This window comes from Chryseobacterium bernardetii (genome assembly GCF_003815975.1).
Taxonomy (GTDB): Bacteria; Bacteroidota; Bacteroidia; order Flavobacteriales; family Weeksellaceae; genus Chryseobacterium; species Chryseobacterium bernardetii.
In genome coordinates, this window is sequence record NZ_CP033932.1 from 1,112,394 (window position 1) to 1,125,535 (window position 13,142).

Below are 13,142 nucleotides of genomic sequence, written 5' to 3' on the forward strand. Positions count from 1 at the left end.
TATTAAATTCTGTTTTTTATCATTTTCCCCAACTTTTCAAGGTCACTTTCTACACGGTCTGTCCATTCCAGGGCGTAGTTTAGCCTCATACAGTTTTGGTACTGATTATATTGCGAAAACATTCTTCCCGGAGCAAAATTTACCTTTTGGCTTACCGCTTCATCGTATAAATCTTCAGTGCATATTCTTTTATCAAGTTCCAGCCACAGCATAAATCCGCCTTTCGGTTCAGAAACTTTAGTATTATCCGGAAAATATTCAGCCACTGATTTCTGAATCTGAAGATAATTGGCATAGAGCTTTTTCCTGAACATTCTCAGGTGATGATCATACCTTCCATGCGCAAGGAAATCAGAGATCACATCTGAAAATAATGATGGGCTTGAAACCGTTTGGACCAATTTCTGGCGGATAATTTTTTCTTTAAATTTTCCGGGAGCCACCCATCCTGTCCTAAAGCCGGGAGCCAGTGTTTTGGAAACTGATCCCACCCACATCACCATTCCTGCTTCATCATAAAATTTGCAGGGCTTTGGTCTTCCTGCTCCGAAATAGATATTTCCATAAACATCATCTTCAATAAGGGGTACATTATGCTCGGTAAGCATTTTTACCAGTTGCTTTTTATTCTCATCTGGCATCTGAAACCCTAACGGATTATTGTAATTCACTACAAAACAGCATGCAGAAAGCTTTGGAAGCACTTTTTTCAAAGCATCCAGATCCACACCGGAAAGAGGATGGGTAGGAATTTCTACTGCTTTCAGTCCCAATAAATGAATGGCCTGCAGAATGCCGAAATATACAGGGCTTTCTACTGCCACACAATCTCCGGGTTTCGTAACTGCCATCAGGCAGTGATAAACACCATTCATCGCACCGGAAGTAATCACCAGGTCATCTTCTGTAATTTTCCCTTCCATTACAATTGACCATTTCGCAATTTCCCGCCGAAGCTGCTCACTTCCCTGCACCGACTCGTAATTGACGCCACTGTCACTTTTCTTTTTTACAACATCAATCATACATTTCTTCATCTTGGCTACCGGAAGAAGGCTTTTCCCCGGAATTCCCAAAGCAAACTGCGTTACATCCGTACCGGCTATTGTACCGAATACTTTATCAAAAAGGTCCTGAGGAGTGTTTTCTTCTTCCGAATGTTTCATCTGTGCTACAGAAGGCAGTGCCAGTTTTCGTTGGGAAGACTGGCTTACATAGTAACCATATTTAGGCCGTGATTCTACCAGAGAACGGCTTTCAAGCTCCATATAGGCCTGTTTTATGGTATTCAGGCTTACATTATACAGCTTTTGGGCGCTTCTCAGAGAAGGCAGCCTGTCTCCAAACTGAAGGGTTTCACTTTTGATCTGCTCCGTGACAGAATTGGCTATTTTAAGGTACAAAACATCTTTAGACATAGAACCAGTGTTTTAAGTAAATGTACAATTTTCCCGTCTTTATTACGGATTTAGCCATCTGATCATACTATTGATACTGCTCTTCAATTGAGCCGGATCATTGAAGTTAGGGGTATTATTATTTTTAAAATATCTTTCGGCATGGGAGAAGAAATTTCTCTTTTCGGATTCTGTCATCCTGCTTTTATCATAGATTTTAAAAGAGATCTCATCCTTTTCATTTACGATAAGACTGGCAAAAGCAATGACCTTATCCACATTTTTAGCCAAAAGAAAAGGAAGCCCGAAACTTTGATCTGCAAACTTCAGATGCTGTGTTTCCAGAAAAATATTTTTAAGCACCAACATGTCTGATATATAAGCTTCAGCATATTGAAACTGTTTCTGATGTTGAACAATTGTTTCCATATTTTATTCTTTAGCTAAACAAAATTATGGAGTATTTAATTTTGGATACAGATACAGAACTATACATTATTATGGGTACAGATTTTGTCTGTGGAATTTTATCTTTCACAGGTTTAAAGAATTGAAACCATGTTTGCAAATGTTTTTAGCAACCATGCTTCATACGCCCTATCTTTGCAAAAAATATTGGACAGTATGAGCTTATTTGGGGCTAACATCAAGAAAATAAGACAGGTAAAAGGATTGAGCCAAAAGACATTTGCAGATTTACTTGATTTAAACAGAGGAGTAATAAGTTCTTATGAAGAAGGGCGGGCAGAACCAAAGATTGAGACCATTCTCAAAGTGGCCAATCATTTTAGTCTGGATCTGGATAAACTCCTGACGGAAACTCTTCACGAAAGCCAGTTAGCCAGTGTTTCAGAAACTAATCAACTGATGCTTTTTCCAGAAATGGATACTCATCAAGAAAAAGAACCACAAAATTTACGGGGCAATAATCCGGAGAACAGCGCTATTATTCAAAAGATATTAGCATCTGTAGATCTGGTATTTGAATTTACAACGGAAAAGCAATTGCTTTCTCCTTATCATTATGGAGATATCCTGTTCTTGAATAAAGCTGATCTTAAAAGAGATCCAAGTTATCATTTATTGGCATACACTAATGGAAATTTAGAATATGCCAATACTGAAAGCCCGGATCTTTATAAAATTGTAGGACATGTTTCCACTGCCGAAAAAAATATTTTCACAAGCATTTTCGAAAGACTGGAGAAACTGGAAAATAAGTAATGACGAAATTCAGTCAAAGATTTATTTAAAATCTTTTTCCTCAATATTTTTATTATAGTACAAATCTACAAGACGAACTTCCTGATTTCCACTTTCAGAAATAAAAGTCGATTTAGTAGCATACCAAAGCTCACCAAATTTTTTATAATCACTTTGTAAAACCGTTGAAAAAGAATTCTTTTCACCATTTTCCACCGTTTCCTCTTTATTCAGAAAAAATGATTTTACATCATAGTACAGGTAAGTCACTTTTCCGGTTACATAGGTGGCCTTTATTTTATAATACATCTTATCAGGATTTTCTTCAATAAGTTCAATCTTATATAGCTTGGGATCTGTATAAACAAGTCCATTCATGATATACTTTCTGTCAGCTTTATCCTTAAATTCAGCCTGGTCAGCAACCTTCCTTTCTCCGTTTACCAATTCATAGCCTGTTTTTCCATCAAACCACGATCTGTAAACAATTCTTCCCTGATATTCAATTTCAAAACTTCCTCTATTGGGTACCATTTCCTTTGTGATCCAATTCACATTTCGCCCGTCCATCACCGTTTCAGATTTGGTATAAAGCGTTTTTATACTGCTCAGAAGCTTTTTCCCACCTTCTGCCTGAATGGCTTTTTCAATAATTTCTTTGGCTTTGTTTTCGCTGGATGTTTGTGAGAATAATAGGTTAGAAGCAGCTATCATGCTTACGACTACAATAGTATTGGATAATTTCATGGTTTTATTTTTTCTGAAGCAAATGTACCAAAAGACATTCTATTGTTTCTCTTTTGGGTAGAATATTTTAAAATTATAATGAATTCAATATAAAGGCAACAAAAAATATTTCCATTGAAAAACAAAAAACCCTCCGTATTTTGAATACAGAGGGTTTTTGTACCCCAGACGGGACTTGAACCCGTACGTCCTTGCGGACACAGGATTTTAAGTCCTGCGTGTCTACCAGTTCCACCACCAGGGCCGGTGTGTGGTACAAAAAAAGGATTTGAAAGCAAATCCTACTTTTTGTTGGTGCGGATGAAGGGACTCGAACCCCCACGCCTCACGGCACCAGATCCTAAGTCTGGCGTGGCTACCAATTACACCACATCCGCCGGTTATATTGATCTGTTTTCCACAGATTCAAAATCTATTCTCTTACAAATATAAGAAATTCTAATTAAAGAACACTCTCTATAAAAACAAAAAACCCTCCGTAACGAAATACAGAGGGCTTTGTACCCCAGGCGGGACTTGAACCCGCACGCCAAAAGAGGCACAGGATTTTAAGTCCTGCGTGTCTACCAGTTCCACCACCAGGGCATGGTGTGGAGCGAAAAACGGGATTCGAACCCGCGACCCCAACCTTGGCAAGGTTGTGCTCTACCAGCTGAGCTATTTTCGCATAGTGCGGATGAAGGGACTCGAACCCCCACGCCTCACGGCACCAGATCCTAAGTCTGGCGTGGCTACCAATTACACCACATCCGCTGGTTTTTTGTATTGTAAGTTTTAAAGAGCTTGCTTCGTTTTTGTGAGTGCAAATATAGGACAATTTCCTTTACCTCCAAACTTTTTCGAGAAAAAAATTAAAATTTCCAGTTTTTTTTTCAGTGGCACCTATTATTACATTTCATTTTCTTACTTTTACAACGTTAATAATTACGATATGGAATTACAAGGAACGGTAAAGAAACTTTTTGAAACTCAAACTTTTGCAAGTGGATTTCAAAAAAGAGAATTGGTTATTTTAACCCAGGAACAGTATCCACAGCCGATAAACATAGAATTTTTATCTGATAAAATTAGTTTGTTAGATAACCTTAAAGAAGGTGAAAATGTAAAGATAGGAATCAATATCAGAGGTAGAGAATGGATTTCTCCACAAGGTGAAACGAAATACTTCAACTCTATTACAGGATGGAGAGTAGAAAAAGTTTTTGATAACGGATCAGAACCTACTCAGGCTATGCCTCAGCAATCAGCATCTCCTGTTTCTAATGAGAATCCGTTTGCCGGAGATGATGATGATGATTTACCTTTCTAATTAAAGAATTAAATCAAATATAAATCCTGCTTTCTTATAAAGTAGGATTTTTTTTCTAAAAAAATGGTCCGACTAGACGAAAACGAGATTTCATTCCCTGATCCTGAGGTATATGATGGACATGACGGGCTTATTGCCTACGGTGGAGACCTGTCTATAGAACGCATTTGGTTCGCTTATCAATTGGGGATTTTCCCCTGGTATAATCCGGGAGAGGAAATTCTGTGGTGGTGCCCTGATCCGAGATTTGTTTTAGTACCCGCTGAAATAAAGGTTTCAAAATCAATGAGAAAGCTATTAAACAGAAATGTTTTTACTTTTTCCGAGAACAAAAATTTCAGAGAGGTCATTAGAAACTGTCAGCAGGCTGTACGTAAAGGACAATCCGGAACATGGCTTTCTGATGAACTGATGCATTCTTTCATCAAACTTCATGAATATGGCCTGGCCAGAAGTATTGAGGTGTGGCAGGATGAAGAATTGGTAGGTGGCTTTTACGGCTTACAGATCGGAAATGTATTCTGTGGCGAAAGCATGTTCGCAAAAGTCAGCAATGCTTCAAAAGCCGGCTTTATTCACTTTGTGGAAAGCAATAAAGATCAGATTGAATTAATTGACTGTCAGTCTCATACTGAACACCTGGAGAGTCTTGGCGCCAAGATGATTCCGAAGAAAGAATTTTTAAAAATCCTACACGAGAACAATGAACGCAGATAAAGAAAAATGGCTTCTTCTGGCCACCTTAAGCATTATTTGGGGATCTTCTTTTATTTTAATCAAAAAATCACTGGATCATTTCAATCCGTATCAGGTAGGATCATTGAGGGTTCTTATTGCTGGTATTATTTTGCTTCCTATTGCTATTTCCAATTATAAACTTTTCCCGAAAAAACATATAAAGTGGCTTATTCTGGCTGCCTTAACCGGAAACTTTATTCCCATGTTCCTTTTCCCGATCGCAGAAAAGGAAGTTTCAAGCAGTATTGCAGGGATCATCAACTCTATGATGCCTATATTCGTTATTATCGTAGGTGCTTTGGTATGGAAGTTTGAAACAACGAAAAAACAAATCACAGGAACGCTCATAAGCTTTACCGGTGTCTGTATCCTGGCTTTTGGAGGAGGCGACAGCGGAGAATTGAAAATGATCCCAATTTTACTGCTGTTACTGGCTACTTTATGCTATGCTATGAGTACAACAACGGTGAAATCAAAACTTATGGAGGTTTCTTCCGTAGTTTTATCTTCTTTCATCTTTTCTTTTGTTTTATTTTTTCCCTCCGTTATCGCTCTTGCCAGTACGGGATTCTTTTCTGAATTCAGTTTTTCTAAGGACAATATGCTTGGACTTATGTTTGTAAGTCTACTTTCTATTTTTGGAACCGGACTTGCTATGACTATGAACTACAGGCTATTAAAGGTTTCCTCCCCGCTTTTTGCTTCAACAGTTACTCTTATCATGCCTATTGTAGCTATTATCTGGGGAATCATTGATGGTGAAAAGCTAACGGTTATGCAATTTATTGGAGCAGGAATTATTATTGCCGGGCTAATCTTTTTAAGAAGTAATCCAAAAAAATAATAAACAATAAAAAAGCCTGCATTTCTGCAGGCTTTCAACTTTATTTAGTATACACTTAGTTCTTTTTCTTCACTTTACTTACCTTCACCTTTTTAACTTCTTCCTTAATAAATGGATATTTTTTTTGCATATCCTTTACCAGGGACGGATCCAGCTCCAAAGCTTTCTGAAGCGATTCTATTCCTTTATCCTGATCTTTCAGGTTGAAAAAACAGTTGCTTAACTGGTAGTATAATTCTGCTCTGTTATGATGCCTGATTGCTGCATTTAAAACAGTAACAGCTTCTTCATATTCCCCAACAAGCATTAACACTTCTGAATAGGCATACCAATTGTAAAACCTTGACGGTTCAGCATCTACCAGCTTTTTAAGACAGGAAAGACTTTCTTCAAATTTCCCTGAATCAATAAACAGGAATGCTAATCTTTTCTGATAATCAAGATTATTTTCATTCAGCTGTGTTGCTTCTTTAGCAAAATGAAGGGCTTCAGACATACCACCCATTTCTTCATATAGATAAGACTGCTCCATCATGGCCAGATAAAACTGTGGGTCTTCTCTAAGCGATTTCTGAAATGAGTTTAAAGCTAAAATGGGCTGTTTTAAAGCTTTATTACACAATCCGATTTTATAGTATGTGAATGCTTTGGTATATTCAAGTTCAAGCATTTCCTCATACGTATCAATTGCTTTCTGATATTGTCCTAAAGCTTCATAACAAGCTGCCTTATTAGCATATACTCCTACAGAATTTGAATTAATGGCCAATAAATAGTCGTATCCTTTTATAGCTTCATCAAAATTCTTTCTGTTGAAGTAGAATTGCCCGTATTCAAACCAGGCGGTTTCGGAATAAGGGAATTCGTCCAAATATTCATTAAGAAAGGCAATAGCCTCCTCACTCTTATTCAGATCACTGAAACACACCATTGCATTCTCCAGCGAATATTCATCTGAAGGATCTTCTTTAAGTGCTTTTCTGTAATGTTTAAGAGCGTTGAAGGGATCACCCAGATTTACATATTCATCTGCAATAAAGTTGTGAAGGAAGTTTTCTTCTTCCTCCAGCGTAAGGGCTTTTTTACAGATTTCAATGGATTTTCTAGGGTTACCCAGGTTCGAATAATACTTGGCGTAACAAACTAAAAAGTCTGTATTTTCCATAGATGAACCTTTCAGTTCGTCTATAAGCTCTTTCGCCGTATTATATTCTTCCCATTCCAGAAGAATTTCAAGTCTTTTGATCTTGATATCTAATGAATTGGGGTGAAGCTTCAGCCCATAATTAACAGCCATATCAGCGTAATTAAAATCACCCAGCTCCAAATAATAAACAATGATATCTTCCAACTCCTCGGTATCGAAGTAGAATTCGTCATTGTTTTCCATCATTTCTTCGAACTTTTTCACAAGTTCATTTCCAAAATACTCTTCCAATAGTGTCCTCTTCGTCAGCCCAATGCCTGAATTTCCTTACAGACCTCGGCAAACTTTATTAATTAATAATATATCTGAAACTGATATTCAAATATTTATGCAAAGTTGCAACTTTTTTTTGAATTATCCATTTCATAAATTTCTATTATAAAAATAGTAAAAAAAGAAAACCGATAAAAGGATTGTGGATAAAAAAACGGAAATTGGGGTTAAATTCTTACTACAAGCCTCTTTCCTGTTTGTATCTCAGCATTCCATGCCGCTTCGATATTTTCTATATCAACATTTTCGGTTTCTATCTTTATTTTTCCATCTGCGGCAGCCTGAAACATTTCGGGAATAATTTCTGAAAATAAAAGAGCAGATTCTTCCTCGGTCCAGCTTCCCAATCCCGATCCAGAAATCTGGATATCTGTTGCTCTTAGAATCTGTGAAGATAACTGGATGATATCACCGCTCATCCCGCCAACAGTAATGAGTTTCGTTTTATGGGAAAAAGTTCCGTCACCTTTAAATGCTGATAAAATGAGTTCCACAGAATGTCCCCAAATGTAATCGATAATAATATCGACAGGTGCTTCGTTATGAAGTTCCTTTATCTTCCTTTTAAAATCTTCATCACTTAACTGCAGGGAAATAACCTCATCAGCACCTAATTTACGAAGGTTCTGCAGGGATTCTTCGTTTCTCCCCGTAACAATAATCTTCCCGGCTCCATACACTTTTGCTATCTGAACCGCAATTTTACCTGTAATTCCTGTGGCTCCATTCACAAGGACAACGCTTCCCGGCTGTATACCAGCTTTGAATTTTAATGCCATTGCCGAGCCCATTACCGCGTTAGGAAGAGCCGCTGCTACAGAAAAATCCAGCCCTTCAGGAATAGGTACCATCATTTGCGGATTGGCAATGGCTTTTTCCGCAACAGTTCCCTTTTTACTGAAGAAATAAACTTTTGATCCGTCCTCAAGATAGCCTACTGCATCTGTGCCTACAATTGTGGGCTGATGGGCTCCTTTTTCTGTAGAATAATGTTTTCCACCGGCTCTTGCTTTATCTAGATTTTTGATGGACGCTGCTTTTACAGTGACCATAACTTCGTTTTTACTTGATATTTCCGGTTCGGGAAAATCTGTATATTGAGGAATACCTCCTTTTTCAAATACTACTGCTGCTTTCATTGTTTTATATTTTTTGTACAAAATTAGGAAGCAGGGAGATGGGCAGACGATAACATTTGTTATCAATTAGGAAGGAAGATGGAAGCAGGAGGCTGGAAGTTATTGAAGACCATCAATACTGATAAAGGATAATAAATGCAAGGATTACAAACCGATTATGGCTCAGTCTCAAAAGTTGGGGGGAATGTTAAGTAGTTTTATCTTTGCATCATGTTAAGCGATCACGACCTTCTTAAATTATTACTTCCGGAATTTTTAGTAGAGCACTTTGATATCCTCAAAGCAGAAACTCATGATGCAGAACTTCATATTTATTTTGAAGAAAGAAATAGTATTCCCCATGAATTTAAAGAAAGGAGATTTGAATCCAAGGGCTTTTTACCTGAAATCATTGTAGATGATTATCCATTACGGGGTAAAATCGTAAAGCTCCATGTGAAAAGAAGAAGATGGACAGATAAATCCTCCGGTGAGATCCTTCAGAGAGACTGGCAGCTTGTAGCGAAAGGCACACGGATGACAAAGGATTTGGCAGGCTTCTTAAAAAAAATTAGCCGACACTAAAGCTCTTCCCCTAAAAGTTATAGCAGAATTTTTCGGGATCAAAGGCAAGACCTTCCAGAGGCAATACAAGAATAATCTCAGCGAATATCATAGCTGGGAACAAAAACCGCACGCAGAGGACTGGATCATTTACCCTGAAAATGTCTCAGCCTCCTTATCTTTAGACGAAGTAGCATTATCTGATGGAGAACTTTATACCGTTCTTACCTCCAAAAAAGCAAAAGGGAGAAAAGGAAGTATTGTTGCTATGATAAAAGGTACCCAAAGTGATTTTGTCATCACACATCTTTTGAAGATCAGCAGAAAACTTCGGATGAAGGTAAACGAAATTACATTGGATATGGCGGGTTCCATGAAACGTATTGCCCAACGCTGCTTTCCTGATGCAGTACAGGTTATTGATCGTTTTCATGTTCAGAAGCTGTCCATAGAGGCCCTTCAGGAGATCAGGATCAGGCATCGCTGGGAGGCTATTGAAATGGAAAACAATCCTTTTAACAGTCACTCAGCTGAAACAGAAGTTTTTGCAAACGGAGATACCCGGAAACAGCTCCTGGCAAGAAGCAGGTATTTACTATATAAAAGCCGTGAGAAATGGACTCTGTCCCAGAAACAAAGAGCTTCGATCCTTTTTACCCAGTATCCTGATCTGGAACAGGCATATGAATTGACTGATGGACTTAGAAAAATTTATAACCAAAATATTTCGAAATCTGTAGCAATGACTAAACTGGCCCATTGGTTTAGAAATGTGGAAGAAGCAGATTTTAAATCTTTTTCTACCTTAAGAAAAACAATAATGAATCATTATAGAAATATTCTCAACTACTTTGATCAAAGAAGCACCAATGCTGCTGCTGAATCTTTCAATGCGAAAATAAAAAACTTCAGAATGCAGCTCAGAGGAGTAAAAGACAGAACCTTTTTTATCTTCAGATTAGCTAAACTTTTTGCCTAGTCCCCAACTTTTGCGCTTGATCCCCGATTATTGTATCACTTTATTTTTCGGGCGCAGGGATATTTGTTCAGCTAAGAAAGTTGTCATTGCTGAGTGAAACACCTTTGCGGACATTTTTTTAATATTCTTTTTAAATTTGCGTCTGTTGCGGTAAAAAATAATTTATTTGAACAGCAAATGTATACCGGCATATCGACTGCCAGAAACTTATCTCTTCCATCCTCCTGCTTCCCGCTTAATAAAGCTTTTCTTTCAATATTTTACTCTTTATCCTGCTGAGATGTACTGTTGTAATTCCCAAATATGAAGCAATATAATGCTGGGGAACTCTTTTAATGATTTCCGGTTTTTGCTGAGCGAGCTGAATATACCTTTGCTGTGGTGTATCTTTTATAAATGAAAAGAAATGCTTCATCTAGTCGAAGATTCTCTCAAAAAGGGCATCCATAAAAAAGGTTCTGAGCTCAGGATGTTCATATACATCTTCCAGAAATGCTTCTACATCAGGTTTTGTAATTTTATATAAAATACAGGGTTCTACCGTTTCAAAGGAAACCATACTGGGAAGTCCTTTTTTAAAGCTTTCCAACGAGGAAAACATAGTATTTTCCAGGAAAAACTGAAAAGTTACATCTTTACCGTCATTGTTATACCAGGCTCTCACAATTCCTTTTTCCAGATAGAATGCGTTATTTGAGACTTCTCCTTCATTCAAAAGCAGGGTTTTGGCAGGTACTTCCATCCGTTCAAAGTTTCCTATGAATTTTCTCCATTTCTCTTTGGGAAGGGGAAATCTGTTCTTGATATGTTCAAACATCGGATAAAAAAAAGAACGGAGCTAGCCCGTTCTTATGATTTATTTAAATTAAACTTTTAATCTTGGCAATGATATCATCTCCCAGTTTATCTGCTTCTTCCTGAGATTTAGCTTCTGTATAAATTCTGATGATTGGCTCTGTATTGGATTTTCTAAGGTGAACCCAGTTGTTTTCAAAGTCTATTTTAACACCGTCCACGGTAGATACTTCTTCATTCTCATATTCTTTCTCCATTTTGCTCAGGATTGCGTCTACATCAATTTCAGGAGTAAGTTCTATTTTCTTTTTTCCCATGAAATAGCTCGGATATCCTGCTCTTAATTCGGAAACTGTTTTATTTTCTTTTGCCAGATGAGTAAGGAATAAGGCAACTCCTACAAGGGAGTCTCTTCCGTAGTGAAGATCAGGATAGATAATTCCTCCGTTACCTTCACCCCCAATTACCGCATTCTTCTCTTTCATGAGTGTTACTACATTTACTTCTCCTACAGCACTTGCAAAATATTCTGATTTGTGAGACTGGGCAACGTCTCTCAAAGCGCGGCTTGAAGAAAGGTTAGAGACAGCTACTCCATTTTTATGTTGTAACAGATAATCTGCAACGGCTACCAATGTATATTCTTCGCCAAACATTTCGCCTTTTTCATCAATCAGCGCTAATCTGTCTACATCCGGGTCCACAACGATTCCCAAATCTGCATTTTCTTTTTTCACCAGTTCACAGATATCTCCCAAATGCTCTTTCAACGGTTCAGGATTGTGTGGGAAATGACCTGTTGGTTCACAGTATAATTTAACAGTTTCACAACCTAATTTATCTAACAGCATAGGAATGGCAATTCCTCCTGTAGAATTTACAGCATCCAGTACCACTTTGAAATTTTTAGCTTTAATAGCCTGAACATCTACCATTGGTAAATCGAGAATCTGCTGAATATGGATATCGAAAGCATCATTTCTTGTTTCGTATTTTCCAAGATCATCCACTTCGGCATAGTTGAAATCTTCACTTTCTGCCAAAGCAAGTACCTCTGCTCCATTTTCACCGCTGATAAATTCTCCTTTTTCATTTAAAAGCTTAAGGGCATTCCATTGTTTTGGATTGTGGGATGCAGTAAGGATAATTCCTCCGTCTGCCTTCAATTCAGGAACCATTACTTCAACGGTAGGTGTTGTGGAAAGGCCTAGATCAACCACGTTGATTCCCAGCCCCTGTAATGTTGCTGTAACCAGTGAAGAAACCATCTGTCCTGAGATTCTTGCGTCTCTTCCGATGACAAGGGTTAAGTTTTTTTTATTTTTATTATTCTGAAGCCATGTTCCGAATGCAGAAGCGAATTTTACCACGTCAAGTGGGGTTAGGTTATCATTTACTTTTCCACCTATGGTTCCGCGAATTCCCGAAATAGATTTTATTAACGACATTCTGTTTTTATTTCTTATTGATTAGTGTAATAATTTATGCGAAACAAAGATACTTAAAAAGACAGTCACCTTATAAAACAGGGATCTTTTTTTGGATTTTATCATAAGTATTCTCTACCACTCTGGGTGGTGCAACTTCTTGCATATTTTCAATGTAAAAGCCTTTTACATTTTTGTAATAAAAAGTCTGGATAAATCTTTTAGGGAAAAATCTGAAGCTGAAGTCTGTATAAGAACTGTTTCCTTTCAGATCATTATCTTTATTTCCCGAGAAAAATTTGGGGGTAAATGATAAGGTTGCACTTATCATCCTATAATCTATGGATAAGGAAACTTTTGTTTTATTGTTGATAGAAAATATCCGCTGCTTTGCATTTCTTCCTCCCCTTCTGTAAAAATATAACTTTCAATATTGGGCACGGATCATCACCTGATCCGCATAAGACTTAATATCTGCGGTATCTCTCCATAATACAGCAAATCCTGTACTTCTAAGACTCAATCTGAATATTTTAAATTA

General features: G+C 37.5%; 15 protein-coding genes and 5 tRNA genes. 6 read left to right on the forward strand and 14 right to left on the reverse strand.

From position 1 onward, the window contains the following. Positions 1–2 precede the first annotated feature (2 nt). A complete protein-coding gene (locus EG339_RS05180) occupies positions 3–1,418 on the reverse strand; it encodes an aminotransferase-like domain-containing protein (RefSeq protein ID WP_123869174.1) in 1,416 nt (471 codons plus the stop codon). 42 nt (positions 1,419–1,460) lie between these two features. Then, entirely contained in the window at positions 1,461–1,826 is a 366-nt protein-coding gene (locus EG339_RS05185; protein WP_123869175.1) for a hypothetical protein, read from the reverse strand. A 129-nt stretch (positions 1,827–1,955) separates the two neighbouring features. Here EG339_RS05185 and EG339_RS05190 point away from each other — a divergent pair, with 129 nt between their 5' ends. After that, on the forward strand, positions 1,956–2,621 hold the full coding sequence (locus EG339_RS05190) for a helix-turn-helix domain-containing protein (RefSeq protein ID WP_228459704.1): 666 nt from the start codon (positions 1,956–1,958) through the stop codon (positions 2,619–2,621). A gap of 21 nt (positions 2,622–2,642) precedes the next feature. Here the strand turns inward: EG339_RS05190 and EG339_RS05195 are convergent, their stop codons facing one another. The 6 genes from EG339_RS05195 to EG339_RS05220 form a co-directional block, all read right to left on the reverse strand. Continuing rightward, complete coding sequence (locus tag EG339_RS05195; protein WP_123869176.1) at positions 2,643–3,347, reverse strand: hypothetical protein; 705 nt, start codon at positions 3,345–3,347, stop codon at positions 2,643–2,645. A 160-nt stretch (positions 3,348–3,507) separates the two neighbouring features. Beyond that, positions 3,508–3,591: transfer RNA gene (locus tag EG339_RS05200), tRNA-Leu, on the reverse strand. Between the two features lie 48 nt (positions 3,592–3,639). Further along, a tRNA-Leu gene (locus EG339_RS05205) sits at positions 3,640–3,724 on the reverse strand. 124 nt (positions 3,725–3,848) lie between these two features. After that, positions 3,849–3,932: transfer RNA gene (locus tag EG339_RS05210), tRNA-Leu, on the reverse strand. A 6-nt stretch (positions 3,933–3,938) separates the two neighbouring features. Beyond that, a tRNA-Gly gene (locus EG339_RS05215) sits at positions 3,939–4,014 on the reverse strand. 4 nt (positions 4,015–4,018) lie between these two features. After that, positions 4,019–4,100: transfer RNA gene (locus tag EG339_RS05220), tRNA-Leu, on the reverse strand. A gap of 178 nt (positions 4,101–4,278) precedes the next feature. Between EG339_RS05220 and EG339_RS05225 the strand changes: the two genes are divergently transcribed. From EG339_RS05225 to EG339_RS05235, 3 genes are all read left to right on the forward strand, one after another. Beyond that, positions 4,279–4,656 (forward strand): DUF3127 domain-containing protein, encoded by a 378-nt coding sequence (locus tag EG339_RS05225; protein ID WP_123869177.1) that lies wholly within the window; start codon positions 4,279–4,281, stop codon positions 4,654–4,656. Between the two features lie 63 nt (positions 4,657–4,719). Further along, positions 4,720–5,373, forward strand: a complete 654-nt coding sequence (gene aat, locus EG339_RS05230; RefSeq protein ID WP_123869178.1) for a leucyl/phenylalanyl-tRNA--protein transferase — start codon at positions 4,720–4,722, stop codon at positions 5,371–5,373. Next, the gene (locus EG339_RS05235; protein WP_123869179.1) at positions 5,360–6,238 is read left to right on the forward strand and encodes a DMT family transporter; all 879 of its coding nucleotides are present in this window, start codon (positions 5,360–5,362) and stop codon (positions 6,236–6,238) included. The genes aat and EG339_RS05235 overlap by 14 nt, the downstream gene beginning before the upstream one ends. 55 nt (positions 6,239–6,293) lie before the next feature. On the opposite strand, the gene EG339_RS05240 is transcribed toward EG339_RS05235, so the two are convergent. Both EG339_RS05240 and EG339_RS05245 read right to left on the reverse strand, forming a co-directional pair. Continuing rightward, complete coding sequence (locus EG339_RS05240; protein WP_123869180.1) at positions 6,294–7,676, reverse strand: tetratricopeptide repeat protein; 1,383 nt, start codon at positions 7,674–7,676, stop codon at positions 6,294–6,296. Positions 7,677–7,885: 209 nt separating this feature from the next. Next, positions 7,886–8,857: a quinone oxidoreductase family protein gene (locus tag EG339_RS05245; protein WP_123869181.1), complete on the reverse strand. Its 972-nt coding sequence runs from the start codon at positions 8,855–8,857 to the stop codon at positions 7,886–7,888. A gap of 210 nt (positions 8,858–9,067) precedes the next feature. Here EG339_RS05245 and EG339_RS05250 point away from each other — a divergent pair, with 210 nt between their 5' ends. Together EG339_RS05250 and EG339_RS05255 are read left to right on the forward strand one after the other, a co-directional pair. Continuing rightward, positions 9,068–9,421: an ISAon1 family transposase N-terminal region protein gene (locus EG339_RS05250; protein ID WP_123868712.1), complete on the forward strand. Its 354-nt coding sequence runs from the start codon at positions 9,068–9,070 to the stop codon at positions 9,419–9,421. A gap of 37 nt (positions 9,422–9,458) precedes the next feature. Continuing rightward, positions 9,459–10,379 (forward strand): ISAon1 family transposase, encoded by a 921-nt coding sequence (locus EG339_RS05255; protein WP_228459753.1) that lies wholly within the window; start codon positions 9,459–9,461, stop codon positions 10,377–10,379. Positions 10,380–10,614: 235 nt separating this feature from the next. Here EG339_RS05255 and EG339_RS24450 read toward each other — a convergent pair whose 3' ends face one another. From EG339_RS24450 to EG339_RS05270, 4 genes are all read right to left on the reverse strand, one after another. After that, entirely contained in the window at positions 10,615–10,794 is a 180-nt protein-coding gene (locus tag EG339_RS24450) for a cyclic nucleotide-binding domain-containing protein (protein ID WP_228459705.1), read from the reverse strand. Continuing rightward, a complete protein-coding gene (locus tag EG339_RS05260; protein WP_228459706.1) occupies positions 10,795–11,196 on the reverse strand; it encodes a Crp/Fnr family transcriptional regulator in 402 nt (133 codons plus the stop codon). Between the two features lie 43 nt (positions 11,197–11,239). Then, entirely contained in the window at positions 11,240–12,622 is a 1,383-nt protein-coding gene (gene glmM / locus EG339_RS05265) for a phosphoglucosamine mutase (protein WP_123869183.1), read from the reverse strand. A gap of 70 nt (positions 12,623–12,692) precedes the next feature. Beyond that, a complete protein-coding gene (locus EG339_RS05270; RefSeq protein ID WP_262706900.1) occupies positions 12,693–12,932 on the reverse strand; it encodes a DUF4421 domain-containing protein in 240 nt (79 codons plus the stop codon). Positions 12,933–13,142 lie beyond the last annotated feature (210 nt).